Raw genomic sequence first — 24731 nt, 5'->3', positions numbered from 1 at the left:
CACTTAATGTGGGAGTGTACGTATGGGGAAAGAATGGGATATCGTTGAAGTGCTGCGGCATTCACGACATGACTGGTTAAACAGACTCCAGTTAATAAAGGGAAACCTCGATTTAAATCGGCTTGACCGGGCAAAAGCAGTCATTGATGAAATTGTAATCGAAGTCCAGCATGAGACAAAGCTATCCAATTTACATATACCTTTGTTTGCTTCGCTGCTTCTTAAAGCCAATTGGGAGAATCCTTTCTTTAAGCTGGAATATGAAGTGCTTCTCGACTCGGAATCGATAAAAGTTGATGATGCAGTCTTAACGAATTGGACGAAGTCATTTTTTACCTGCTTGACTCAGGCAACTGAGGCTTTCCAGGAAAATCATTTATCAATCACAATTGAACCGCAATTAAATGGTGTTCGTTTCTTTTTTGATTTTAGCGGGATAATAAAACATAAGGAACTGCTGGAACAATTTCTTGCCGACCAAGAACCATCATTGGATATAACGGTCAAGGAATACAGCGAAAGTGAACTTGCACTTGAAGTGTTTATGCCGGTTTTATAACTAGTGGCAATCAGTGCAAATGGGAGGAATAAGATGTTTGTCGATCAAACGAAGATCTATGTAAAAGGCGGAGACGGCGGTAATGGCATGGTTGCGTTTCGCCGTGAAAAATATGTACCAAAGGGCGGCCCGGCCGGTGGTGACGGCGGTAAGGGTGCCAATGTTGTCTTTGAAGTTGCCGAGGGTCTAAGGACACTGATGGATTTCCGCTATCAGCGCCATTTCAAGGCACCGCGCGGTGAGCATGGGATGTCCAAGGGGCAGCATGGCCGCGGCGCTAAAGATATGATTGTTAAGGTACCGCCCGGAACGGTTGTAATGGATGCGGAAACTAATGAGGTGATTGCTGATTTAGTGGAAGATGGACAGCAGGCCGTTATCGCAAAAGGCGGGCGCGGCGGGCGCGGAAATACTCGGTTTGCGACACCGGCTAATCCGGCACCTGAGATTGCTGAAAATGGGGAACCAGGACAAGAGCGCGATGTGATTCTAGAATTAAAGCTCTTAGCAGATGTTGGTCTTGTTGGATTCCCAAGTGTGGGGAAATCGACGCTGTTGTCGGTTGTTTCTTCAGCGAAGCCGAAAATTGCTGAGTATCATTTTACCACGATTGTTCCAAATCTTGGCATGGTGGAAACAGAGGATGGCCGAAGCTTTGTCATGGCCGACCTGCCTGGGTTGATTGAAGGTGCCAGTGAAGGCGTCGGTCTTGGCCATCAATTTCTAAGGCATATTGAACGGACACGGGTTATTGTCCATGTTATCGATATGGCTGCGATGGAAGGCAGGGACCCATACGAGGATTATCTGACAATTAATAAGGAATTAAATGAATATAATTTACGCTTGACAGAGCGGCCGCAAATCATTGTTGCTAATAAAATGGATATGCCTGAAGCAGAAGAAAATCTGCAAAAGTTTAGAGCTCAGCTCGAAGAGGATTTTCCGATTTTTCCAATTTCAGCTGTTACGAGAAAAGGGCTTCGTGAGTTGTTATACGCTGTTGCCGATAAGCTTGAGACGACACCCGAGTTCCCGCTTGAACATGAAGAAGAGGATACAGGGGTACATCGTGTTCTTTATAAGCATGAAGCTGATCCAGAGGCATTTACGATTACGAGAGAACCGGACGGCTCGTTTGTTGTCTCAGGTGAAAAGGTCGAAAAGTTATTTAAGATGACCGATTTTTCAAGGGAAGAATCAGTCCGCCGTTTCTCACGGCAGCTTCGCGGGCTTGGGGTTGATGATGCCCTAAGACAAAGAGGAGCAAAAGACGGGGATATCGTGAAACTATTAGAATTCGAATTTGAGTTTATTGAGTAGTGTTCCTGAAGAGGCAGTGTGATAAAAGTGAATAATGCAGACAAGAAATATTACTTGGTTCGTGAGGATGTATTACCGGAAGCAATGAAGAAGACGATTGAAGTGAAGGACATGCTGGAAAGAGGAAAGGCAGAATCGATTGCCATTGCTACACAAATGGTTGATTTAAGCAGGAGTGCCTATTATAAATACAAGGATACTGTTTTTCCGTTTTCAACGATTACGAAGGAAAAGCTGGTTTCGCTGTTCTTTCATTTGGAAGATCGCTCGGGGACATTGTCTAAATTGTTAAGTGTCGTTGCTTCGTCTGGCGGGAATGTGTTAACCATCCACCAAACGATTCCCTTGCAAGGCAGAGCAAATGTGACACTGTCTTTAAACACTTCAAATATGACGGTGGAAATTGACCATTTACTCGCGGACCTAAAAAAACTTGAATTTGTCGAGAAGGTTGAGGTGCTGGGAACAGGTGCATAATGAACGGTTTGTTCATTATGGAGGCTGTTCACGGCTTTCTTTTTACAATGATTAGACGCAAAATTTAGAAAAAGAGTTTTTGTGCTGAACAAGCGCTTGCTCAGTCGGAAAAGGGACTTCGCTGTGCAAAAGTGAAACAGTTTGGCCAAGTATAAGGAGTGGGGAAGGAATGAAAGTAGGTTTTTTGGGGCCAAAGGCTACGTTTACGGAATTAGCAGTGAAAAAGGTTTTTCCAGGATTTGAACTTGAGCCATATCAGACGATTCCGGAGAGTATGGATGCCTTAGTGGATAAAAAAGTAGACCTTGCCGTCGTTCCGGTTGAAAATGCCCTAGAAGGTTCAGTAAATATTACCCTTGATTATTTAACGCACGTCGTGCAAATTCCAATCGTTGGCGAAATCACGCTGCCAATCAAGCAGCATTTAATGGTTCACGCCAAGAATCAGGATGATTGGCGGAAGGTAAGCACGGTTTACAGCCATTCTCACGCAATTGCCCAGTGCCATAAGTTTTTACATACGCAATTAAAAGGGGTGCCAGTCGAGAGTGTGTCATCGACAGCTGCGGCGGCAAAGATGGTGATGGAGCAGCCTGACTCGAAATTAGCGGCGATTGCTAACGAATTGGCAGCGCAGGAATATGGGCTGGCTATCGTTCAAAAAGATATTCATGATTTTGATTATAACCATACCAGTTTTTTTGTTCTTTCCGAAATGGACTTGGATTTTGCATCGATCAGTGGTTCAGCGCATTTCAAAACAACACTCATGGTTACACTGCCTTCGGACATGGCCGGGGCACTTCACCAAGTGCTATCTGCCTTTGCTTGGCGAAAAATAAACCTATCAAAAATTGAATCAAGGCCAATGAAAACTGGCATTGGCAATTATTTTTTCATTATTGACTTGGAAATGAAGCTCGATGAGGTTTTGATTCCAGGAGCGATTGCCGAGCTTGAGGCTTTGGGCTGCGGCGTGAAAGTATTAGGAAGCTATCCTTCCACGATGGTCGAATTAACTTAAAAAATGACCCGGTTAATCCGGGTCATTTCTATGCTTCCAATAAAATTCCTTCTGCTTTAAGAGCGGCTTCAGCTTTTTCAAGGGCTTTTTCGCTTGATGCTGAAATCGTATGAAGATGAACGCCGCCGGTTAATTCCGATAATAAGGAGGCTTTAGTTGTTTGCAGCCGTTTGACAAATTGTTTCACTTCCTGGCGGTTCGAAACCATGATGGCTGCTGTTAAGTCGCCATAAACTGCGTGCTCGATTTTAACATCCTTCACCAATACCCCGTGATCGACAATTAAATTAAGTTCCGTTTCTGTTTCTTTTGGCGTATGCTTGCAGGCGATTGTCCTTTCAACCATAGGAATGCCTGAGCTCTGCTTTAAAAAAATGTAACCTTGACTCGTTGCAATAATCGGTTCATTTTTTGCCTTCAGAAGTGTAATATCTCCGACAATCACTTGCCGGCTTACATTCGTTTTCTCAGCTATATCGCCCCCGGTAATCGGGACATTGCTGTCTTTTAACAATTGTAAAATATACTTTCTCCGCTCTTCCCCTAGAATCTTCATTTTTCAAAAAACGCTCCTTATCATTAGCATGATTACCAATTTTAACATACCGGATATAAAAATAAAACTTTCCCTAATAGCGCAGTAAATTAGAATTTCCACTCGTACCATTCATATTTTTTAGAAAGGCTGCATAAGTTTTTCTGAAGAATGTTAGCACATTGCCCATTTTCACATACACTATATGGACTTATGCCATAGGAGGGAAATCAGAGTGAAGATCCATATCGTACAGAAAGGGGATACTCTTTGGAAGATCGCCAAGAAGTACGGCGTGAATTTTGAAGAGCTGAAAAAGATGAATTCACAGCTCAGCAACCCTGATATGATTATGCCCGGTATGAAAATAAAGGTTCCAACTGCAGGCGGAACCGTTAAAAAAGAGGGGCCAATCCATATAGGAAAAAAAGAAGTTCCCATTGCTGAGCATCCGTTTGCTAAAGAGAAGCCGAAGGAAATGCCGATTAAAGAAATGCCAATCAAGGAAATGCCAATCAAGGAAATGCCGATAAAGGAGATACCAAAAAAGGAGATCCCGATAAAGGAGATACCAAAAAAGGAGATCCCGATAAAGGCGGTCCCAATAAAAGAAGTCCCAATAAAAGAAGCGCCAATCCTTAAAGAAGCACCTAAAGCGCCATACACTCCAAAAATGCCTCTAAAAGTAGTTCCAGAAAAGGATATTAACAATTATTATATGTCAAACATGACAAATATGACGCCAAATCTGCCGCCGAATATCCTTCCAGAGGTAAAAGAAGTGCCAATTCCTGTACCAATGCCAGTTCAGGAAGCTTGCGTACAGGATTATTGTGTTCCAGTTACACCTGTAATGCCTGGGCCAGGATTCTGTCCTCCGTTTGGAGGATATCCAATGCAGCCTATGCCATATCCGCAAGTGCAAGGTGCGGCCTATGCACCGACACCGAATTACCCAGGGATGGTCCAAGGAAATCCGGGTGCTGCGCCATTTACAGCTGGTGCGCCAGTTATGGCTGGGCAATACTACCAGGATGAATCATCGTCGTTTATGCCGCAAATGCCTATTATGAATCCTGCTTATAACCCTGGTGCTGTGATGGGCGCCCAAAACCCCGGGGTTCAAACACCTTTTATGGCCCCAGGATCCTACGGTCAAATGCCAACAGGATACGGGGAAATGCCAGGATCCTACGGTCAAATGCCAACAGGATACGGGGAAATGCCAGGAGCCTATGGTCAAATGCCAGCGGGTTGCGGAGAAATGCCGGGAGCTTACGGACAGATGCCAGCAGGTTACGGGGGAACACCAGGGGCCTATGGTCAAATGCCAGCAGCAGGTTACGGGGGAACGCCGGAACCCTATGGTCAAATGCCAGCAGGTTACGGGGGAACGCCAGGAGCATACGGACAGATGCCAGCAGGTTACGTGGGAACGCCAGGAGCCTATGGTCAAATGCCAGCAGGTTACGGAGAAATGCCGGGAGCTTACGGACAGATGCCAGCAGGTTACGGGGGAACGCCAGGAGCCTATGGTCAAATGCCAGCGGGTTACGGAGGAACGCCAGGAGCCTATGGTCAAATGCCAGCGGGTTACGGAGAAATGCCGGGGGCCTATGGTCAAATGCCGCCTTCAGGTTACGGAGGAATGCCGGAGGCCCTCGGCCAAATGCCAGCAGGTCAAACGCCTCCCGGAAGAAACGGAAATCCGTACGGGATGGGAACACCATATGGTTACCCGCAAATGAGTGGTTCAGAACCACAAGTACCTGACTTTGAAGCTTCACAAGGAGCTGCAACTGCAGTAAGTGCTCAGGCGCCATACATGCAGGCACAGAGCCTCCCAGTTGGAGCAGGGGGTGACTGCGGCTGCGGCGGTCCAGGACCTTCCATGGACAAAATGCAGCCAGCAGGAGCACGTCCTAATGAATTACCAGTAAACTTTGTCCCGCCAACTCCGCCCATTTACAGTGCGCCATATACGGGACCTGTCAATGCTGCACAACCTCCATATATGAATCCATATGGCATGAGTCCGGCTGGAACAAATTACGGTATGCCAGGTTACCGTGATGAAAGCGATTAACCCGTCAAAGAAGCAAAAGGGAGACGATGATTATCTCGATCGTCTCTTCTCTTATTTTCAGTCGCAGTTTTTTGAAAAAATAATTCAGCTGGTTCCGATTCGAAAGTCGGTATTTTTTCTAAAAACCGTTAAAAATACTTATATTGTGAAAGGGTATCAGACGAACCGCAGACTAAAACTCCAAGAAGCTTTTACAGCCACACTGAGAAAAGAAGGGTTTAACAAGACCTATCAATATTTAACTTCCCCCATGAGAGCTCAGCTGTTTTTTGAAGGAACCTATTTTGGCTGTATGGAGTATATTACTCCCGATAAAACCGCTTTTTCGTTTCACACTCAAAACGATCGCCAAGAAGGAATGGTACTCCTTGACCAATTCCACAAGGTGACAGCGTCGTTTGAAACTCGGTACCGAACATTACTTCCAAAAGGTAATGTAATTGAAAAATGGACAGAGCGGTTTACGATTTTCTCAACTAATCTTCCCTTTCTCAAATACTTTATTAATGAACCGTTTATCTCAGAAATGGTGTCATGGGCCAATTGGTCATTAGATGGTATGGAAAAAAATAGTGACTTTTTTCAAAAAAAACCGTTTGTCATCCTTCATGGTGACTTGGCCCATCATAATTTTTTACGGGATGAACACGGGAAGCTGCATTTAATTGATTTTGATTTAATCAGCATCGGTACTCCTGCATTGGACTATTTACAATATGCGAATCGAATCCTTCCCTATATGGACTGGTCATTTGAGAAGCTTAAGACTAGTAAACAAATGCGGAAATATTTGGAGGATGAGGCTTTTTTGTACGCCCTTGCCTTTCCGGCAGATATTTTTCGGGAATGGAATCGAATGATTCGCGAAAAAACCTATACAGATGATGTGAAATTTAGGCAGGTAATGGATTTAACAATTGGCCAGTTTTATACGCGGAAAAAATTTATTAACCATTTAGAAAGTCGGCTGACCTGAACATTGCTTTGGTGATTTCTGGCAGAATGAATTCCCCTCGAAAATAACACCCTATAAATGAGCATATGAACAATGCTCAGGATGTTATTATGAGGGGGTTTTTCGCTTGAACAAGAAACAGTGGATGATTCCTCTTTCGGCCCTAATCATAATGGGCACTGCGGGCTGCGCCAAAGACAATAATCGTGCGGGTGTTAATAACTCAACTAACAATTCGTTACGGCCGGTTGGTTATTATTCAAATGAAAACCACCCGAATAATGGAAATGATATGTTTCGGGATAATGATGGTGCGATAACGGAAATGATGGATCATACACTTGGCGATGAGGACAAGCTGGTAAATGAACAAAAGAGAAGACAGCTGCAAGCAAGAGACAAAAATGGGAATCCAATAAATCCAACAAAGCCATTAGCTTCAAAAGATCGTAATTTTTTTCAGCGCGATGACCGTTTTAGTACGAGTGATATGAATTATCACGGTCATTTGAATAAAAATATCAGAAATACAGGGGTAGTGACCGACCCCAATTTCCAGGATGATTTTTCCAATAAAATTAGAGACAAAGTAGCAAGCATTAACAATGTTAGCGATGTTCGATCCGTTTCCTACGGAAATACGATCATGGTTGCGGTGAAGTTAAATGATAATCGCAAAGCAGCCGCTACCAAAAGGGCAATTAAGAATATGGTGAAGCCTTATGCTGATGGGAAAACGGTCACCGTTATGATTGATGAAGGCGCCATTGGCAATGACGCCAACAAAGAAAATCATATACAGCGCAATAAAGGCGGAAGATAATGTAAAGGGGCAAAGCGTCCAAGCTTTGCCCTTTTAAAAATTGCCTATTTCAACAACGGATAAAAAGGCAAAATAAGGCTAAAATAGTACTGTAAAGGATGTTCAATATTTAACAAATAAGAGGTGAGCGCCATGAAGTTCTATTGGATAGCAATGTCTCGGTTATGTATTCCTGTATTCGCTGTTATTCTCTTCATGTTTATCGGCGAGGCACCGTTCATTGTGAATACAAGCTCCGCTGCACAACTGGATAGCCGGCAATCACAGCAAAAGGTTGAACCGCTAAACATAACGGTGATTTTGGAACGAGTCTATCTCGATGGAGAAATCAGTCAAGAAGTAATTCATGAGACATGCTGGTCAATGGAGAATTTTTGGGCAAGGTATGACCAGTGGCAGCTTACCGGTACGGATGAATCGACATATGTTTTTAGGAAACAGGTGGACGATATTTCCCCATTACTGAAAGCAAATGGCTTTTTTGGTATTTCCGAAAATGGGGTGTTGACGATTTTTAATGGCAGACCCGATCAATCACGAATCATTCAATCCTTTTTTCAAATAGATATCAAAAGGCTGGAAAGTAATAAACAGGAACAGCTGATCCAAGGGATCCCAATCAGGTCGAAAGATCAATATGTGCAAGTTTTAGAAACATTTAAGCCCTATTCAGTAGAAAAAGAATAGAAACATTCCCAAAAATAGACTGATTGAGCCAAATCAGCCTGTTTTTTTTTGTAAATCTTTCGGTTTGAGCATTTTTTCTAGACTTATTTTAAGTTTATCAGCGAATTTCAGGATTTATCAGCGAATTTCGAGTAGATATTAGCGAATTTCAAACATTTATCAGCGAATCGCTTAAAACTGAATAATTCGACCATTCCTGGAGCCGCTATTTTCTATAACTAACATGAATTTGTATGGTAGAATGGAAGACAGTGAACAACCAAGGGAGAGAAAACGATTGTACGAATTTATTAAAGGAACCGTCGATTTTGTCGGTCCGGAATATATTGTGATTGAAAACAACGGGATTGGTTACCAACTATCAACACCAAATCCGTTTATTTTTGCCAGTAAAATGGAAACAATGATTACCATCTATACTTATCATTACGTTCGCGAGGATACAATCGCATTATATGGCTTCGAAACAAGGGAAGAGAAAAAGCTTTTCACGAAATTATTAAATGTTTCAGGCATCGGGCCGAAAGGGGCACTCGCCATCCTTGCTTCCGGTGAGGTACAGCAAGTGGTCACAGCGATAGAAAATGAAGACGAAAGCTTCCTCATCAAATTTCCCGGCGTCGGCAAAAAGACAGCCAGGCAGATGATTCTTGACCTAAAAGGAAAATTGCAGGATATCGTTCCAGACTACTTCCCGAATTTATTTAATGCAGATACACTTCCGCTACATACACAAACAAATAACACGGCTTTAGAAGAAGCAATCCTCGCCTTGAAAGCTCTGGGCTACTCAGAAAAAGAAATTAAAAAGATTTCTCCAGAGTTAAGAAAAGAACAGCTGACCACAGACCAATACATTAAAAAAGCCCTGCAAAGGCTTTTAAAATAGGTGATGTTCCATGGAAGAACGAATTATTTCGAGTGAAGTGAATGAGAGCGATCTCAGTTATGAACAAAGTCTTAGACCGCAAACCTTAAAGCAATACATTGGACAGGATCAGGTGAAGGGCAATCTAGAAATATTTATCAAGGCAGCTCGTCTCCGAAAGGAAACGTTGGACCATGTTCTCCTATATGGTCCGCCTGGATTGGGGAAGACGACTCTCGCAGTCATTATTGCCAACGAAATGGGTGTGAATATCCGGACAACTTCAGGACCGGCCATTGAAAGGCCGGGTGATCTGGCTGCCATCTTAACGGCGCTAGAGCCGGGAGACGTTTTATTTATTGACGAAATTCACCGCCTTCCGCGTACAATTGAAGAGGTGCTTTATCCGGCGATGGAGGACTTTTGCCTTGATATCGTGATTGGCAAAGGCCCGAGTGCAAGGTCCGTCCGCCTCGACCTGCCGCCATTTACCCTTGTCGGTGCAACGACTAGAGCGGGCTCGCTGTCCGCGCCGCTCAGGGACAGATTTGGAGTTTTGAGCCGGCTCGAGTATTATAAGGAAGATCAGTTAAAAAGTATTGTCATCCGAACGGCTGAATTGTTTGGTACCGAAATCGACGGCGCCTCAGCTGCAGAAATTGCCCGGAGAGCAAGAGGGACCCCGAGGATTGCCAATCGTCTGCTCCGCAGGGTGCGAGACTTTGCTCAGGTTAAAGGAAATGGTACAATTGACCTTGCCCTCGCAAGGGAAGCTCTAGAACTGCTTCAGGTTGACCGCCTTGGTTTAGATCATATTGATCACAAGCTGTTAAAAGGCATTATTGAAAAATTCCGCGGCGGCCCCGTAGGTCTTGATACGATTGCCGCATCCATCGGTGAAGAATCGGAAACGATTGAAGATGTGTATGAACCGTATTTATTACAAATTGGTTTTTTACAACGGACGCCAAGAGGGCGAGTGGTCACCGGAGCCGTATACGACCATTTTGGTATCGAGATGCCAGCCCAATGATTCGTTATTTTAAAAAGATTAGGATGTTATAATATGAAAGTAGATTTATTTGATTTTCATCTGCCTGAAGAATTAATTGCCCAAGTACCGTTAAAAAATCGGACTGACAGCCGATTAATGGTCTTGGATAAAGAAACAGGCGATATCAAGCATGAAGTTTTTAAAGATATTACCGAGTATTTGCGTGAAGGGGATTGCCTTGTCTTAAATGACACAAAGGTATTGCCTGCACGCCTTTTTGGTGTCAAACCTGATACAGGGGCCAAAATTGAAGTCCTGCTGCTGAAACAGCTTGAAGGCGATCAGTGGGAAACCCTTGTAAAGCCGGCCAAACGGGTGAAGGAAGGAACCGAAATTGATTTTGGCGACGGCTTGCTTACTGCCGTCTGCACTGGAACCTCTGACCATGGCGGCAGGGTGTTGGAATTCAAATATGAGGGGATTTTTTACGAGGTGCTTGATCAATTAGGCGAAATGCCGCTGCCCCCCTACATAAAAGAGCAGCTCGAAGACCGCGATCGATATCAGACCGTGTTTGCCCGTGAACCTGGTTCTGCGGCAGCACCGACGGCAGGTCTCCATTTTACAGAAGCACTGTTGGCTGAAATTAAAGAAAAAGGGGTCCATATTGCATTTATCACCCTTCATGTTGGCCTTGGTACCTTCAGACCTGTGAGTGTTGAGGATGTGTTGGAGCATGATATGCATTCGGAATTTTATATCGTAACGGAGGGAACTTCCCGGCTCCTAAACGAGGTAAGAAATAATGGCGGCAGAATCATCACCGTCGGTACGACCTCAACAAGAACGCTGGAGACTATTGCTTCCGCTAATGAGGGACAGTTTGTTGAAGGCAGCGGCTGGACCAATATTTTCATTTATCCTGGCTATGAGTTTAAGGCAATCGATGGAATGATCACCAATTTTCATTTGCCAAAATCAACCTTGATTATGCTCGTCAGTGCCTTAGCCGGCAGGGAGAATATTTTGCACGCCTACACGACAGCAGTGGAGGAGCGATACCGATTCTTTAGCTTTGGTGATGCGATGTTTATCATCTAGTGGAAAAGGGGCGGAGCGCCGCAAAAGTGACTTATTTTATTCAATGGAAGTGAAAATATAAGTTTGCAGATTAATGTAGTGAAGCTTAGCTCTGCTCACACCGCCTTTATTAAGTGACTACGGCTAGGTCTCTGTATTTATCTCCATTGTGTAAGGTAGTGTGAAACGTTATATAGGTTTAGTAGGAAGGAGACAACAATTTGACTGCAATTCGTTATGAATTAATTAAAACATGTAAACAAACGGGGGCTCGGCTTGGCCGCGTACATACACCGCACGGATCTTTTGATACACCTGCCTTTATGCCGGTTGGAACACTGGCGACGGTGAAAACGATGTCCCCTGAAGATTTAAAAGAAATGGGCGCCGGGATTATTTTGAGCAATACCTACCATCTATGGCTTCGCCCTGGACATGAAATCATTAAGGAAGCAGGCGGGCTTCATAAATTTATGAACTGGGACAGGGCTATCCTAACGGATTCCGGCGGGTTTCAGGTATTCAGTTTAAGCGAATTCCGCAAAATTGAAGAAGAAGGGGTTCATTTCCGTAATCATATGAGCGGGGAGAAATTATTTTTATCGCCGGAAAAAGCGATGGAAATTCAGAATGCCCTTGGCTCGGATATTATGATGGCCTTTGATGAGTGCCCGCCATATCCGGCAACATTCGATTATATGAAAAAGTCAGTCGAGCGGACATCGAGATGGGCGGAGCGCTGTTTAAATGCGCATGCACGCCCTGAAGACCAAGGTTTATTTGGCATCGTTCAAGGGGGAGAATATGAGGAACTTCGTAAACAAAGTGCAAGAGACCTGACATCTCTTGATTTCCCTGGATATGCAATCGGCGGCCTGTCGGTGGGCGAACCGAAAGACATCATGAATCGAATGCTTGAATACACGACTCCGCTATTACCGTCCAATAAACCCCGCTATTTAATGGGGGTAGGTTCACCGGATTCATTAATTGACGGCTCGATCCGCGGAGTTGATATGTTTGACTGCGTGCTGCCAACAAGGATTGCCAGAAACGGTACCTTGATGACAAGTACGGGCAGGCTGGTTGTGAAGAATGCAAAATTTACGAGGGATTTTGGCCCGATCGATGAAAACTGTGACTGCTATACATGCCGAAATTATAGCCGGGCTTACATTCGTCACTTAATAAAGTGTGACGAAACATTCGGAATTCGATTAACGTCTTACCATAATCTCTATTTTCTGTTAAGATTGATGGAGAAAGTCAGACAAGCCATCATGGAAGACCGGCTTGGTGATTTCCGCGAAGAATTTTTTGAACGTTACGGCTTCAATAAACCGAACGCGAAAAATTTCTAATAGATACTTTTTGAAAGGAGGGAAACAGTTATGGCAGGAGGACTTGGAACAATTGGTCCATTAATATTAATGTTTGTGTTGTTTTATTTCTTATTAATCCGCCCCCAGCAAAAACGCCAAAAAGCAGTTCGGCAAATGCAAAACGATTTGAAGAAGGGTGACAAAATCGTTACGATTGGTGGATTACATGGGATTATCGACTCAATCGATGATAATAAAGCTGTAATTAAATGTGGAGACGGAAGCCGTCTTACATATGACCGCAATGCAATTCGTGAAGTCACGGAAGTAGGCGGAGAGAGCGTAAGCCTTTCAAAGTAACACATAAAAAAGGAAGCCATTGGCTTCCTTTTCTTCATGCAGACCGTCTAGAATTATTCGTTGAGATATTAACCCCTAAAATTCCACCCATCATCGCGATTAATGTATAGCAAGTGTGGTAGATGACTTGCTGTGTGTCAAACAAGCGATCATAGCCCAAGTATTGAAATAAAAAAACCACTAGCGAGTAAATTAGCCCAGTTATTCCGCCGATAAGCCAGCCTTTTTCTTTGCGCTTGCCACCGGAAAGAAAACCGCCCCCGAATAGCGCGATAAATGATAAAGCCGTTATGATATATTGAAGCGATCCCTCCCCGGCGGACGTAAACCTTAGTATAAATGCAAATATCAGGCTGCATAACACAGCAAAAGCAAAGATAAAAATTAATCCGTACATAATGGAAGTCCCAAAGCTTTTTGATTCGATTTTACCTCTCCCCCTTCAGCATCCTCCCAGGCCGTTTTCCTCTTTCCTCTACCAGGCCGGGCCATAGATACAAATTTCTTTCCTAGTACAAGCGTATTCATGAGAAGAGGAAAGTAGAATGAAAATTTGTCCGCTTTTCACAAAGAAAACGAATGATTCGCCGAAAACTAGCGGACAATAGTACGGAATGGATAAAAAGGGGCGATTAGTAAGTGGAAGTTTATTTGAATATTATTTTTCGAACCATATTTTTATATTTACTGATGCTCGTCATTTTCAGGATCATGGGGAAGCGGGAAATTGGCGAATTAAGCATCCTTGACCTAGTCGTTTTTATCATGATAGGTGAGATGGCTGTTATTGCAATTGAAAATACAAAGGACCCGCTATTTCATACGGTGGTACCGATGGTTCTCTTGATGTCTATTCAAATCACGCTCGCGATCATTTCGCTGAAAAATAAAAAATTTCGTGATCTTGTTGATGGGCAGCCAAGTATCATCATCAATCGAGGAAAAATTGACGAGGTCGCAATGAAAAAGCTCCGCTATAATTTTGATGATTTAATGTCACAATTAAGAGAAAAGGACATTAGAAGTATTGGAGATGTTGAATTTGCCATTTTAGAAACCTCGGGCAAACTATCTGTTTTAGAGAAAGTTGACGACCCGAACCAGCCTAAAACTCCTGCTAATAATGGGGATATTACCATTCCGCTCATTATGGATGGAACGATTGAGGAAGAAAATTTAAAAAGGATAAATAAAACCAATCTATGGCTCCGCCAGGAACTTAAAAAAAAGGGCTACCGTGACATTAAGAAAATCTCCTTTTGCAGTTATGAAAACGGCAAATTTTTCATTGATACTCATGATTGAAGGAAGAGACACGCCGGAAAACTGCGTGTCTTCTAATTTTTTCACAAAAGCTTCCCAATCCACGGAATTCTGTGAAGTTCATCCTTTTTAATCAGTCCGAATAGCAGGAGCATGACTATATAGGAAATCCCCATGCCAGTAATCGAGCTTAGTACCCTTAACAGCAAATGCTCATTTAGGAGGATATTCTCAAATAACCAATACCCGAACCAGCCGGATGCCCCCATGACGAGAAAACCTTTTAAATAATCGCGAATGTAAAATGGAAAGGAAACCTTTTTCAATACAGTGGCAAAGTGAAGAATTGATACTAACACAAAACCGACAATAATTCCGAGTGCCGCCCCTGTAATGCCGAAGGAAGCCTGTGAGGCAAGAAAAAAGATCACAGCCGTTTTGACAACGGCGCCAATAAGACTATTGATCATCGCCGCTCTGGCAAGATTTAACGCCTGAAGAACAGCCTGTAATGGCCCCTGATAGTAATAAAACAAGAAGAATGGCGCCATTAACCGAATAAAATAGGACCCTTTTGTTGACCCGTACATTAACTGCATCAGGGGGTCGGCCAATACATAGAGGACAATGACGGCAAGCCCGCCGGTTAAAAACGTTAATCTTAACGCCTGCTGGAGCCGGTAGGCGATTAACTTATGGTTATTACGGGAATTGGCCTCGCTGATGGCGGGAACCAAAGATGTTGCCAGTGAAAAGGTGACAAAAGACGGGAGCATTAACAGCGGCATCGCATAGCCCGTCAACAACCCATATTGTTTAGTACCATTCACCGCTAAAACACCTGCTAGGGCTAAGCTGTGGGCAACGACGATAGGTTCAAAAAACCAGGCCACAGAACCAATCATTCTGCTTCCCATCGTCGGTAAAGCAATTTCCATTAAATCATAAAAGGTCTGTTTTCCTTTATTAACAAATTGGAAAAAATTCTTTCTAAGCGGAAATCGCTTTTTCAATTTAAAGGTCGTCATTAGATATACGAGTGATAATAGTTCACCTAAAACGGATGCCGCCATTGCCGCTGCTGCCGCATAATGAACGCCATAAGGAAGAAATGCTTTTGTCATCACGGCGATTAAGGTAATTCTGACAACCTGCTCTAAAATCTGCGAAACGGCTGAGGGCCGCATATTTTGTCTTCCTTGAAAGTAGCCTCTTAACACAGAAGAAACCGCGATAATTGGAATCGAGGGTGCAATCGCAATTAACGGATAATAGGTCCTTGGGTCGGTGAACAGTGTCTTTGCTAGAATGGGTGCCAGCAGGATGATGGCCGGTGTAAGAATGATCGATAAGCTAATTGTAGTGGCCAGGGAAACAACAAGGATTTTTTTTATTTCAGCATAATCACCTCTTGCTTCAGCCTCGGCAATATTTTTTGAAATCGCCACCGGAAGACCCAGCTGCGTAATGGTTACGACAAGAATAAAGGTGGGATACGCCATCATGTATAAGCCCACACCTTCTTCGCCAATGCTCCGCGCTAAGACAATCCGATAAATAAAACCGAGGACTCTGGTAATGAATCCGGCAATTAATAGGATAAAAGTCCCCTTTAAAAACTTCGACATGCTAATTCCCACCTTCTCAAAAAAGAAGAATTCATATACAATTAACTATATGCAACGTGGTGGACAAAGCATGACAAGTAGTAAGACCTTTTTGATTGCAAGTAACTATAGGGGGCAGAGTGAATGGATAATAACCACCGATACGATTATTTTCGTACCAAAGTACAGCCGGCAATAGCAAGTAAACTTTCAGAGTTTCGCTTACTCGGTTACGATTCGGTAACGGAACAAGAGCTTTGGGAATTCTTAATTAAGAAAAAGTGGAAGAAGATTAAGCATGAATTAATGTTACACGAAATTATCCAAGCAATTCTCTCTGTTAAAGTAAGTGATTATCTCAGCTTCGCAGCAATTGAGACATATAAAACGGCTGAGTTCTCACTGGATGATGAAAATGAATTGAAAGAGTTATTGAAATAATCCCACCATTTTCAAATTGACAGCATTTCTAAGTTATTCCATAATAGTAGCAGTGACTTTTTTATTATTTGGACGTAAAAGTGCTAAGGCACAGGCACTAAGGAGGAACATTACATAATGGTAAAGCGCAGCAGAATTATTGCTTTCTTTCTTCTGGTTCTCATTATCGGAAGCACAGCGGGAGCAACAGCAAAGAACATTGTAAACAACATTAAGCTTGGACTTGACCTCCAAGGCGGATTTGAGGTTTTGTACGAGGTTGAACCGGCGAAAAAAGGACAAAAAATTGATAAAGAGGTATTAGCCAATACGGCTGAAGCGCTCGACAGACGGATCAACGTCCTTGGGGTTAGTGAACCAAGCATTCAAATTGAAGGAACGAACCGAATCCGCGTTCAGCTTGCAGGGGTCACTGACCAAAACGAAGCTCGTGAGATTTTGTCTACCCAGGCAAATTTATCCTTCCGCGATGCAAATGACCGTCTGATGATGGACGGCACAGACTTAAAGCAAGGCGGGGCAAAGCAAACTTTTGACGAAACTGGCGCACCAAGCGTTTCTTTAACATTAACCGATGCGAATAAATTCCGTAAAGTATCTGAAGAAATTATGAACACGAATCCAAATGTCCTTGTTATTTGGATGGATTTTGAAGAAGGAAAAGACTCCTTTAAAACGGAGGCAGCAAAACCAAATCCAAAATATATTTCAGCTCCAACTGTAAAGCAAGTATTTAATCAAAATACGGTTTCAATTGTCGGCAGTTTCACTACAAAAGAAGCTAATACCTTAGCGAATCTGTTAAATGCTGGTTCATTACCAGTAAAACTTACGGAAGTGTATTCTACTTCTGTCGGTGCAAAATTTGGAGAGCAAGCATTAAATGAGACGATTTTTGCAGGAATCATCGGTGTCGCCATCATTTTCTTGTTTATGATTTTCTATTATCGTTTTCCAGGATTCATTGCAGTTGTTGCGTTAAGTTTTTATATTTACTTGATTCTATTGGTTTTTGATTGGATGAATGGAGTTTTAACACTGCCGGGAATTGCCGCGATTATTCTTGGGATTGGGATGGCAGTTGACGCCAATATCATTACCTACGAGCGGATTAAAGATGAGATAAAAGTTGGTAAATCGATTAAATCAGCGTTCCAGGCTGGTGAAAATCATGCGTTTAGGACCATTCTTGATGCCAACTTAACTACGATGTTGACAGCAGGTGTTTTATTTTTCTATGGGACAAGCTCTGTAAAAGGGTTTGCTACCATGTTACTCGTAAGTATCTTTATGAGCTTTCTTACCGCTGTTTACGGCTCGAGGTTTATGTTGGGGCTATGGGTTCACAGTGGATTATTTAATAAGAAACCTAGCTGGTTTGGCGTGAATCCGGCCAAAATTCATAATATTGCTGAAAATTTTGATACAATCGATCTCCCAACCAGATTTGATAAGCTAGATTTTATAAAAATGAAAAATAAATTCTTCATTATTTCAGGTGTGCTTCTCGTTGCTGGAGTAATCATTCTTTCCGTTTTCCGTTTGAACCTAGGAATTGATTTCTCAAGCGGTACGCGCGTTGAAATCCAATCAAAAACACCTTTAACAACCACTCAGGTTGAAAAAGCTTTTGAAAAGCTTCATTTAAAAACAGATGACGTGGTCATTTCAGGGGATAAAAAACAAATTGGTGCTGCTCGAATGGTTGGTGTTTTATCGAAAGATGAAATAGCCCATTTAAAAGCAGAGATTAATAAGGAATTCGGCTCAGAACCGAATGTCAGCACTGTTTCGTCAGAAGTTGGGAAAGAGCTGGCGAAAAATGCCTTTAAAGCCGTTTTGATTGCATCGATAGGAATAATTCTCTACGTTACGATTCGCTTTGAATTGTATATGGCGATTGCGGCCGTAATATCCTTGCTTCACGATGCGTTCTTTATAGTTGCCTTCTTCAGTCTTACAAGACTTGAAGTCGATTTAACCTTTATTGCTGCTATTTTAACAATTGTTGGTTATTCGAACCACGATACAATCGTCACCTTTGACCGGATTCGTGAAAACCTGCATAAGAAAAAGCGTCTCAAAACCGTTCAGGAGATTGCTGACGTGGTAAATGTTAGTATCCGTCAAACATTAACGCGTTCGATCAACACTGTTTTAACCGTATTAATTGCTACTACATGCTTAATGATTTTCGGAAGTGCATCGATCCGTAATTTCTCTATCGCCTTGTTTGTAGGATTAATTGTCGGGGTGTATTCGTCCCTCTTTATCGCAAGTTCACTATGGTTTGTTATGAAATGTAGAGAGCTAAAGAAAAAGGGAGTTATCAAAACAGAAAAGGTTAAGAAGAAATATTCAGATCAACCACAAGTGTAATATTTGGAAAAAACCGCAGAAGCTCTGCGGTTTTTCTTTTTCGCCGATCGGAAAGTAAAACTTTCCGATCAGGCATAAGTGCAACTACGCTTCTGTCTTCGCCTAACGGCTCGCCAATCAGCGAGTTTTCTATATTGAAAGCTTTTTAACGCTCCTGTATAATAAGAAAGTCTGAGGGGTGAACAAGCAAATGTTAAAGTCAAAATCAAGATGGATTGTTCGCAGTTCTGATCATAATTTAGTAAAGCTGCTAGCTCAGGAATTGAAAATTACACCTCTTGTTGCGTCGCTGCTTGTCAACCGTGGTTTAGAAACGGAAGAATCTGCACGGTGTTTTTTATTTGGCAAGGATGAATTTCATGACCCGTATCTATTAAAAGGGATGGATATCGGGGTTAACAGAATTCGAGAAGCAATTGAAAGGCAAGAACCGATCCTTATTTTTGGTGATTATGACGCTGATGGTGTAAGCAGTACATCGGTGTTGATGATTACCCTTCGTGAACTTGGAGCAAATGTACAATTCTACATCCCTAATCGCTTTACTGAAGGGTATGGGCCGAATGAATCAGCCTTCCGTCAAGCAGCGGAAAATGGAATAAAGTTAATTATTACTGTTGATACTGGAATATCTGCTCTCCATGAAGCAGCAGTGGCAAAAGAAATTGGAATTGACCTAATCATTACCGACCACCATGAACCGGGGCCGGTCTTACCAGAAGCACTTGCGATTATTCACCCGAAGCTTCCTGATAGCCACTATCCATTTCGGGAACTTGCAGGAGTCGGAGTCGCCTTTAAACTTGCTCATGCACTTTATGGTGAAGTTCCTGAGCATTTACTTGAAATTGCCGTCATTGGGACGATTGCCGATTTAGTTTCATTAAAAGGTGAAAATCGGCTGATTGCGAAAAAAGGTCTTGAAAAGTTAAAGGCTACCAATAATATTGGCATTAAAGCGATTTTAAAATTGGCTGGGGTCGATCCGCTTTCAATAAATGAAGAAACGATTGGATTTACACTTGCACCAAGGATTAACGCCGTGGGCCGCTTAGAAGATGCAGACCTCGCTGTTCAGCTAATCCTCACTAAAGACCCGGAGGAAGCACAGCATTTAGCAGAAGAAATGGATGCGTTAAATAAGACAAGGCAAGCGATTGTCAATGCAATTACCGCTGAAGCAATTGAAGAGGTGGAAACAAATTATCCGACCGAGTCCAATAAGGTTCTCGTTATCGGTAGAGAAGGCTGGAATGCTGGTGTGATAGGCATCGTCGCCTCAAGGCTTGTTGATAAATACTACCGTCCAACGATTGTGTTAAATTTTGACCCGGATAAAGGGGTCGCAAAGGGATCTGCCCGGAGCATTGCCGGCTTTGACCTGTTTAAAAATTTATCGGCCTGCCGTGAGATTCTTCCTCATTTTGGCGGCCATCCGATGGCTGCAGGGATGACCTTGAAATTAGAGGATGTTGCTGAACTAAGGACAAGATTAAATACCCTTGCTGAGGAGCAGTTAACTAAAGCGGATTTTGTCCCCGTAACTTATCTTGATGAGGAAATCCGTCTAGAAGACATTAGTTTATCGACAGTCGAAGAAATGAGTCTGCTTTCTCCTTTTGGAATGGACAACCCTAAACCAAAAGTTTTAATAAATAATGCTGCTATTGCCAGTATGAGAAAAATTGGCAGTGAACAAAACCATTTAAAGGTGTTAGTGAATGAAGCTGATGCCAATCTTGATGGAGTAGGTTTTGGGTTAGGATCTTTAGTTGACCAAATTTCACCTGCTTCAAAAATTTCATTCATTGGAGAATTATCTATTAATGAATGGAACAATATACGTAAACCACAAATTTTCATTCACGATATCGCGGTGAATTCTTGGCAGTTATTTGACTATCGCGGGCAAAAGCGGATAAGCACCATTGCTCAGTCCGTACCTGCAGAAAACAGGAAATTCATTATTTTTAATAAGGAACATCTAGAAAAAATGAGCCCTGAATTGATGGCTGATACCATTTATGTTCAAGATATCGAAGAAGCAAAAGCTCTCAATTGTAACCAGGTAAATATTGTCTTAGTTGACTTCCCGCCCTCAAAAGAGATTCTCGAGGTTTTATTAAAGGGAAAACAGCCGGCAAGGGTGTATGCCTATTTTTATAAGCAATCCAGTGATTTCTTCAGCACGATTCCAACCCGTGACCATTTTAAATGGTTCTATGCCTTTTTAGTAAAGAAAGGTCCAATTGATCTTAAGCGATATGGCGAAGATATCGCCAAACATCGCGGCTGGTCACAGGAAACGATAAACTTTATGTCAAAGGTGTTTTCTGAACTGGATTTTGTTACAATAAACAATGGATTTATTTCTTTAAAACCCGGCGCGCAAAAGCGTGATTTAAGTGACTCTAGAACTTATCAAACCAAACAGAAGCAATATGCTCTTGAACGGGATTTATTGTTTTCGTCCTTCCAAGAATTAAAGGGCTGGTTCGATCAAGTTATCCAAGAGTCGGTAGAAACTGAGGAGGCAATAACAGAATGGATTTAAAGCAATTTATTACCATCGTACCCGATTGGCCAAAGCCAGGAATTAAATTTAAAGATATTACCCCATTAATGAATGATGGTGAAGCATATAAATATGCAACTGACCAAATCGTTTCTTATGCAAAAGAGAAACAAATTGATATCATTGTAGGACCTGAAGCTCGTGGCTTTATTATTGGCTGTCCTGTTGCTTATTCGCTGGGAGTAGGCTTTGCCCCAGTCCGTAAAGAGGGCAAACTTCCGCGTGAAACGATTAATGTTAGCTATGGCCTGGAATACGGAAAAGACGTTCTGACGATTCATAAGGATGCGATTAAACCTGGACAACGCGTGTTAATAACGGATGATTTGTTAGCAACCGGCGGTACGATTGAAGCGACCATTCAATTAGTGGAAGAACTTGGCGGAGTAGTCGCTGGTATCGCTTTCTTAGTTGAGTTAAGTTATTTAGATGGCCGGAAAAAGCTTGACGGCTATGATATTTTAACACTTATGCACTATTAAAAAACGAGCTGGAGGGCACTCAGATGAGGGTGCTCTCTTTATATAATATAAAAATAATTTTCGACACATCTCGATATTTTTCAGAAATTACTTCACAATCTCTTTACATCTTCGCTATTTTTTTCGATAATAGAAACAATCATTCTAATTGTGTAACAATATTTTTAAAATAACATTGAATAATAAAATGAGACGAAAATAAAGGTGATTTCATGGCGAATGATCAAGTGTTAACAGCCGATCAAGTCATCGACAAGACCAAGACCTATTTAAATGAAGAGCATGTTGAATTAGTTAAAAAAGCATATGAATTCGCTAAACATGCTCATCGTGAACAATACCGAAAATCGGGGGAGCCGTACATTATTCATCCCATCCAGGTTGCAGGAATTCTAGCTGACTTGGAGATGGATCCTGCAACGGTTGCTGCGGGTTTTCTTCACGACGTCGTGGAAGATACAACGATATCCTTAAAGGATATCGAGGAAGCTTTCAATGACGAAGTGGCGATGCTTGTCGATGGGGTAACGAAACTTGGGAAAATTAAATATAAATCTCACGAGGAACAGCAGGCCGAGAACCACCGAAAAATGTTTGTGGCCATGGCTCAGGATATTCGAGTGATTCTGATTAAGCTTGCAGACCGTTTGCATAATATGCGAACACTGAAGCATCTTCCTGTGGAGAAACAGCGCCGAATTTCAAATGAGACACTTGAAATTTTTGCACCTTTAGCACATCGTCTTGGTATATCTAAGATTAAATGGGAGCTGGAAGATACAGCATTAAGATATTTAAATCCGCAGCAATATTACCGGATTGTTAACTTAATGAAGAAGAAGCGGGCGGAACGGGAGCAATATCTAGAGGATGTCATCGAAGAAGTCAAAGCACGGATGGGTGAAGTTTCCATTAAGGCTGAGCTTTCCGGCCGACCAAAGCATATTTACAGTATTTATCGAAAAATGGTTTTGCAAAATAAACAATTCAGTGAAATCTATGATTTGCTTGCAGTCAGGATTGTCGTCAACAGTATTAAAGATTGTTACGCGGTTCTCGGCATTATTCACACTTGTTGGAAGCCAATGCCCGGCCGCTTTAAGGATTATATTGCGATGCCGAAGCCGAATATGTATCAATCGCTGCATACAACCGTGATTGGACCGAAAGGCGACCCGCTTGAGGTGCAAATTCGTACCTATGAGATGCACCGGATTGCCGAATTCGGGGTTGCAGCGCACTGGGCTTATAAAGAAGGCAAAGCCATCAGCGACAGCTCTTCTTTTGAGCAAAAATTAACCTGGTTCAGGGAGATCCTTGAGTTCCAAAATGACACCGCCAATGCCGAAGAATTTATGGAGTCATTGAAAATTGACCTGTTCTCCGATATGGTGTTTGTGTTTACGCCAAAAGGCGATGTCATTGAGCTGCCCTCTGGTTCTGTTCCAATCGATTTTGCTTATCGAATCCACTCGGAAATAGGCAATAAAACAATTGGTGCAAAAGTGAACGGCAAAATGGTGACGCTCGACTATCAACTAAAGACCGGGGATATTATTGAAATATTAACCTCGAAACATTCCTATGGTCCAAGTCAGGATTGGCTGAAGCTGGCTCAGACTTCGCAGGCGAAAAACAAGATTCGCGCCTTCTTTAAAAAGCAGCGCCGTGATGAAAATGTCGTTAAAGGGAAAGAGCTAGTTGAAAAAGAAATCCGTAACATGGAGTTTGAGCTGAAAGAAATATTAACATCAGACAATCTAAAAAAGGTTGCGGAAAAATTTAACTTTTCCAATGAAGAAGATATGTATGCCGCCGTTGGCTATAATGGGGTCACGGCCTTGCAGGTGGCAAACCGGTTAACGGAGAAATGGCGCAAGAAACGCGACCAGGAACAGTCAGCAAGCATTACTAATGTGATTTCGGATTTGAAAACATTTCCATCTAGCAAGAAACGGGAATCCGGTGTCCGCGTCCAAGGGATTGACAATCTGTTAATTCGCTTATCAAGATGCTGTAACCCGGTTCCCGGCGACGAAATTGTCGGCTTTATAACGAAGGGCCGCGGTGTCTCTGTTCATCGCTCTGATTGTACGAACATCGACTCGAATGATGCTCAAACAAGGCTAATTCCGGTAGAGTGGGAATCTTCCTTGAATGACCGGAAGGAATATAATGTTGATATCGAAATCAGCGGCTATGACCGCCGCGGACTGCTTAATGAAGTGCTTCAAGCCGTTAATGAGACGAAAACAAATATTTCTGCCGTCACAGGTAAATCAGACCGCAATAAAATGGCGACGATTAGCATGTCGATTGCAATTCACAATGTGAACCATTTGCAAAGGGTAGTCGAAAGAATTAAACAAATTCCGGATATTTATTCGGTTCGCCGGATTATGAATTAAGGAGTATTGGAATGAGAGTAGTTGTTCAACGCAGCAAAGCCGCACGGGTAACGGTTGCCGGTGAAGTAACAGGTGAAATTACCAAAGGACTTGTCCTGCTTGTCGGTGTGACCCACGACGACAAAGAAGAGGATGCGGTTTACTTAGCTGATAAAATTGCCAATTTACGGATCTTTGAAGATGCGGATGAAAAAATGAATTTGTCATTATTGGATGTCGGCGGTGAAATTCTATCCGTTTCACAATTTACCCTTTACGGCGATTGCCGCAAAGGGAGAAGACCTAGTTTCATTGAGGCAGCTAGACCAGAGCAGGCCGTCGGGCTATATGAGGCTTTGAACCGGCTCCTGCGTGAAAAAGGTATTCGCGTTGAAACAGGACGGTTCGGCGCCATGATGGATGTCGAATTAACCAATGACGGTCCGGTGACGTTGATTTTAGAAAGTAAGGCATAAAAAGGCAAAAAAAAAGGCTTGGCACTTG

23 protein-coding genes are annotated in these 24731 nt (G+C 42.6%); 20 read left to right on the top strand and 3 right to left on the bottom strand.

Features of this window, described 5'->3' with window-relative positions; all coding sequences use genetic code 11:
• Window positions 1-22: 22 nt before the first annotated feature.
• The 4 genes from ACIQCO_RS13330 (at window position 23) to pheA (ending at window position 3383) form a co-directional block, all read left to right on the top strand.
• Complete coding sequence (locus ACIQCO_RS13330; protein ID WP_400429173.1) at window positions 23-559, top strand: Spo0B C-terminal domain-containing protein; 537 nt, start codon at window positions 23-25, stop codon at window positions 557-559.
• A gap of 33 nt (window positions 560-592) precedes the next feature.
• Window positions 593-1882 (top strand): GTPase ObgE, encoded by a 1290-nt coding sequence (obgE, locus tag ACIQCO_RS13325; protein ID WP_400429171.1) that lies wholly within the window; start codon window positions 593-595, stop codon window positions 1880-1882.
• Window positions 1883-1909: 27 nt separating this feature from the next.
• Window positions 1910-2359 carry an ACT domain-containing protein gene (locus ACIQCO_RS13320; RefSeq protein WP_400429295.1) on the top strand — a complete coding sequence of 150 codons (450 nt, stop codon included), beginning with the start codon at window positions 1910-1912 and terminating at the stop codon, window positions 2357-2359.
• Between the two features lie 169 nt (window positions 2360-2528).
• Complete coding sequence (pheA, locus tag ACIQCO_RS13315) at window positions 2529-3383, top strand: prephenate dehydratase (protein ID WP_400429169.1); 855 nt, start codon at window positions 2529-2531, stop codon at window positions 3381-3383.
• A 28-nt stretch (window positions 3384-3411) separates the two neighbouring features.
• On the opposite strand, the gene ACIQCO_RS13310 is transcribed toward pheA, so the two are convergent.
• Window positions 3412-3939 carry a transcription repressor NadR gene (locus ACIQCO_RS13310; RefSeq protein ID WP_400429168.1) on the bottom strand — a complete coding sequence of 176 codons (528 nt, stop codon included), beginning with the start codon at window positions 3937-3939 and terminating at the stop codon, window positions 3412-3414.
• Between the two features lie 214 nt (window positions 3940-4153).
• On the opposite strand from ACIQCO_RS13310, the gene safA reads away from it, so the two are divergent.
• The 9 genes from safA to yajC all read left to right on the top strand — a co-directional run bounded on the left by safA (window position 4154) and on the right by yajC (window position 13093).
• Window positions 4154-6004, top strand: coding sequence for a SafA/ExsA family spore coat assembly protein (gene safA / locus ACIQCO_RS13305; RefSeq protein ID WP_400429166.1), 1851 nt, complete (start codon window positions 4154-4156; stop codon window positions 6002-6004).
• A complete protein-coding gene (locus tag ACIQCO_RS13300) occupies window positions 5991-6980 on the top strand; it encodes a phosphotransferase (protein WP_400429164.1) in 990 nt (329 codons plus the stop codon). Before safA ends, ACIQCO_RS13300 begins: the two co-directional genes overlap by 14 nt.
• Window positions 6981-7086: 106 nt before the next feature.
• A complete protein-coding gene (locus ACIQCO_RS13295) occupies window positions 7087-7782 on the top strand; it encodes a YhcN/YlaJ family sporulation lipoprotein (RefSeq protein ID WP_400429162.1) in 696 nt (231 codons plus the stop codon).
• Window positions 7783-7914: 132 nt separating this feature from the next.
• A complete protein-coding gene (locus tag ACIQCO_RS13290) occupies window positions 7915-8469 on the top strand; it encodes a BofC C-terminal domain-containing protein (protein WP_400429160.1) in 555 nt (184 codons plus the stop codon).
• Window positions 8470-8746: 277 nt separating this feature from the next.
• Window positions 8747-9358, top strand: a complete 612-nt coding sequence (gene ruvA, locus ACIQCO_RS13285; RefSeq protein WP_400429158.1) for a Holliday junction branch migration protein RuvA — start codon at window positions 8747-8749, stop codon at window positions 9356-9358.
• Between the two features lie 10 nt (window positions 9359-9368).
• Window positions 9369-10370 (top strand): Holliday junction branch migration DNA helicase RuvB, encoded by a 1002-nt coding sequence (gene ruvB / locus ACIQCO_RS13280; RefSeq protein ID WP_400429156.1) that lies wholly within the window; start codon window positions 9369-9371, stop codon window positions 10368-10370.
• 33 nt (window positions 10371-10403) lie between these two features.
• Window positions 10404-11432 carry a tRNA preQ1(34) S-adenosylmethionine ribosyltransferase-isomerase QueA gene (queA, locus tag ACIQCO_RS13275; protein ID WP_400429154.1) on the top strand — a complete coding sequence of 343 codons (1029 nt, stop codon included), beginning with the start codon at window positions 10404-10406 and terminating at the stop codon, window positions 11430-11432.
• Between the two features lie 200 nt (window positions 11433-11632).
• The gene (tgt, locus tag ACIQCO_RS13270; protein ID WP_400429152.1) at window positions 11633-12772 is read left to right on the top strand and encodes a tRNA guanosine(34) transglycosylase Tgt; all 1140 of its coding nucleotides are present in this window, start codon (window positions 11633-11635) and stop codon (window positions 12770-12772) included.
• 30 nt (window positions 12773-12802) lie between these two features.
• Complete coding sequence (gene yajC / locus ACIQCO_RS13265; protein ID WP_024030160.1) at window positions 12803-13093, top strand: preprotein translocase subunit YajC; 291 nt, start codon at window positions 12803-12805, stop codon at window positions 13091-13093.
• 34 nt (window positions 13094-13127) lie between these two features.
• Here the strand turns inward: yajC and ACIQCO_RS13260 are convergent, their stop codons facing one another.
• A complete protein-coding gene (locus ACIQCO_RS13260) occupies window positions 13128-13490 on the bottom strand; it encodes a TIGR04086 family membrane protein (protein WP_400429151.1) in 363 nt (120 codons plus the stop codon).
• Window positions 13491-13732: 242 nt separating this feature from the next.
• Here ACIQCO_RS13260 and ACIQCO_RS13255 point away from each other — a divergent pair, with 242 nt between their 5' ends.
• Window positions 13733-14398, top strand: a complete 666-nt coding sequence (locus ACIQCO_RS13255; protein ID WP_400429149.1) for a DUF421 domain-containing protein — start codon at window positions 13733-13735, stop codon at window positions 14396-14398.
• Window positions 14399-14439: 41 nt separating this feature from the next.
• Here ACIQCO_RS13255 and spoVB read toward each other — a convergent pair whose 3' ends face one another.
• Window positions 14440-15984 carry a stage V sporulation protein B gene (spoVB, locus tag ACIQCO_RS13250; RefSeq protein WP_400429148.1) on the bottom strand — a complete coding sequence of 515 codons (1545 nt, stop codon included), beginning with the start codon at window positions 15982-15984 and terminating at the stop codon, window positions 14440-14442.
• A gap of 123 nt (window positions 15985-16107) precedes the next feature.
• On the opposite strand from spoVB, the gene ACIQCO_RS13245 reads away from it, so the two are divergent.
• From ACIQCO_RS13245 to dtd, 6 genes are all read left to right on the top strand, one after another.
• Window positions 16108-16404: a post-transcriptional regulator gene (locus tag ACIQCO_RS13245; RefSeq protein WP_400429147.1), complete on the top strand. Its 297-nt coding sequence runs from the start codon at window positions 16108-16110 to the stop codon at window positions 16402-16404.
• A gap of 117 nt (window positions 16405-16521) precedes the next feature.
• Window positions 16522-18783, top strand: coding sequence for a protein translocase subunit SecDF (gene secDF / locus ACIQCO_RS13240; RefSeq protein WP_400429145.1), 2262 nt, complete (start codon window positions 16522-16524; stop codon window positions 18781-18783).
• A 190-nt stretch (window positions 18784-18973) separates the two neighbouring features.
• The gene (gene recJ, locus ACIQCO_RS13235) at window positions 18974-21337 is read left to right on the top strand and encodes a single-stranded-DNA-specific exonuclease RecJ (RefSeq protein WP_400429144.1); all 2364 of its coding nucleotides are present in this window, start codon (window positions 18974-18976) and stop codon (window positions 21335-21337) included.
• Window positions 21328-21840: an adenine phosphoribosyltransferase gene (locus tag ACIQCO_RS13230; protein WP_024030153.1), complete on the top strand. Its 513-nt coding sequence runs from the start codon at window positions 21328-21330 to the stop codon at window positions 21838-21840. Before recJ ends, ACIQCO_RS13230 begins: the two co-directional genes overlap by 10 nt.
• Before the next feature lie 212 nt (window positions 21841-22052).
• Complete coding sequence (locus ACIQCO_RS13225; RefSeq protein WP_400429141.1) at window positions 22053-24248, top strand: RelA/SpoT family protein; 2196 nt, start codon at window positions 22053-22055, stop codon at window positions 24246-24248.
• Window positions 24249-24259: 11 nt separating this feature from the next.
• Window positions 24260-24703, top strand: coding sequence for a D-aminoacyl-tRNA deacylase (dtd, locus tag ACIQCO_RS13220; protein WP_400429139.1), 444 nt, complete (start codon window positions 24260-24262; stop codon window positions 24701-24703).
• The last annotated feature ends 28 nt before the right edge of the window (window positions 24704-24731 follow it).

It is taken from the genome of Neobacillus sp. NPDC093127 (genome assembly GCF_044754175.1).
Classification (GTDB): Bacteria; Bacillota; Bacilli; order Bacillales; family Cytobacillaceae; genus Neobacillus.
The sequence above is the reverse complement of the archived record's forward strand: the minus strand, read 5'-3'. Positions and strand labels throughout refer to the sequence as shown.

Coding starts and splice junctions, on each gene's coding strand:
- ACIQCO_RS13245 (WP_400429147.1), top strand. CDS start 16,108: ATGGATAATAACCACCGATACGATTATTTTCGTACCAAAGTACAGCCG.
- recJ (WP_400429144.1), top strand. CDS start 18,974: ATGTTAAAGTCAAAATCAAGATGGATTGTTCGCAGTTCTGATCATAAT.
- obgE (WP_400429171.1), top strand. CDS start 593: ATGTTTGTCGATCAAACGAAGATCTATGTAAAAGGCGGAGACGGCGGT.
- ACIQCO_RS13225 (WP_400429141.1), top strand. CDS start 22,053: ATGGCGAATGATCAAGTGTTAACAGCCGATCAAGTCATCGACAAGACC.
- yajC (WP_024030160.1), top strand. CDS start 12,803: ATGGCAGGAGGACTTGGAACAATTGGTCCATTAATATTAATGTTTGTG.
- pheA (WP_400429169.1), top strand. CDS start 2,529: ATGAAAGTAGGTTTTTTGGGGCCAAAGGCTACGTTTACGGAATTAGCA.
- spoVB (WP_400429148.1), bottom strand. CDS start 15,984: ATGTCGAAGTTTTTAAAGGGGACTTTTATCCTATTAATTGCCGGATTC.
- queA (WP_400429154.1), top strand. CDS start 10,404: ATGAAAGTAGATTTATTTGATTTTCATCTGCCTGAAGAATTAATTGCC.
- ACIQCO_RS13230 (WP_024030153.1), top strand. CDS start 21,328: ATGGATTTAAAGCAATTTATTACCATCGTACCCGATTGGCCAAAGCCA.
- ACIQCO_RS13310 (WP_400429168.1), bottom strand. CDS start 3,939: ATGAAGATTCTAGGGGAAGAGCGGAGAAAGTATATTTTACAATTGTTA.
- ACIQCO_RS13260 (WP_400429151.1), bottom strand. CDS start 13,490: ATGTACGGATTAATTTTTATCTTTGCTTTTGCTGTGTTATGCAGCCTG.
- secDF (WP_400429145.1), top strand. CDS start 16,522: ATGGTAAAGCGCAGCAGAATTATTGCTTTCTTTCTTCTGGTTCTCATT.
- ACIQCO_RS13290 (WP_400429160.1), top strand. CDS start 7,915: ATGAAGTTCTATTGGATAGCAATGTCTCGGTTATGTATTCCTGTATTC.
- ruvB (WP_400429156.1), top strand. CDS start 9,369: ATGGAAGAACGAATTATTTCGAGTGAAGTGAATGAGAGCGATCTCAGT.
- ACIQCO_RS13300 (WP_400429164.1), top strand. CDS start 5,991: ATGAAAGCGATTAACCCGTCAAAGAAGCAAAAGGGAGACGATGATTAT.
- ACIQCO_RS13330 (WP_400429173.1), top strand. CDS start 23: ATGGGGAAAGAATGGGATATCGTTGAAGTGCTGCGGCATTCACGACAT.
- dtd (WP_400429139.1), top strand. CDS start 24,260: ATGAGAGTAGTTGTTCAACGCAGCAAAGCCGCACGGGTAACGGTTGCC.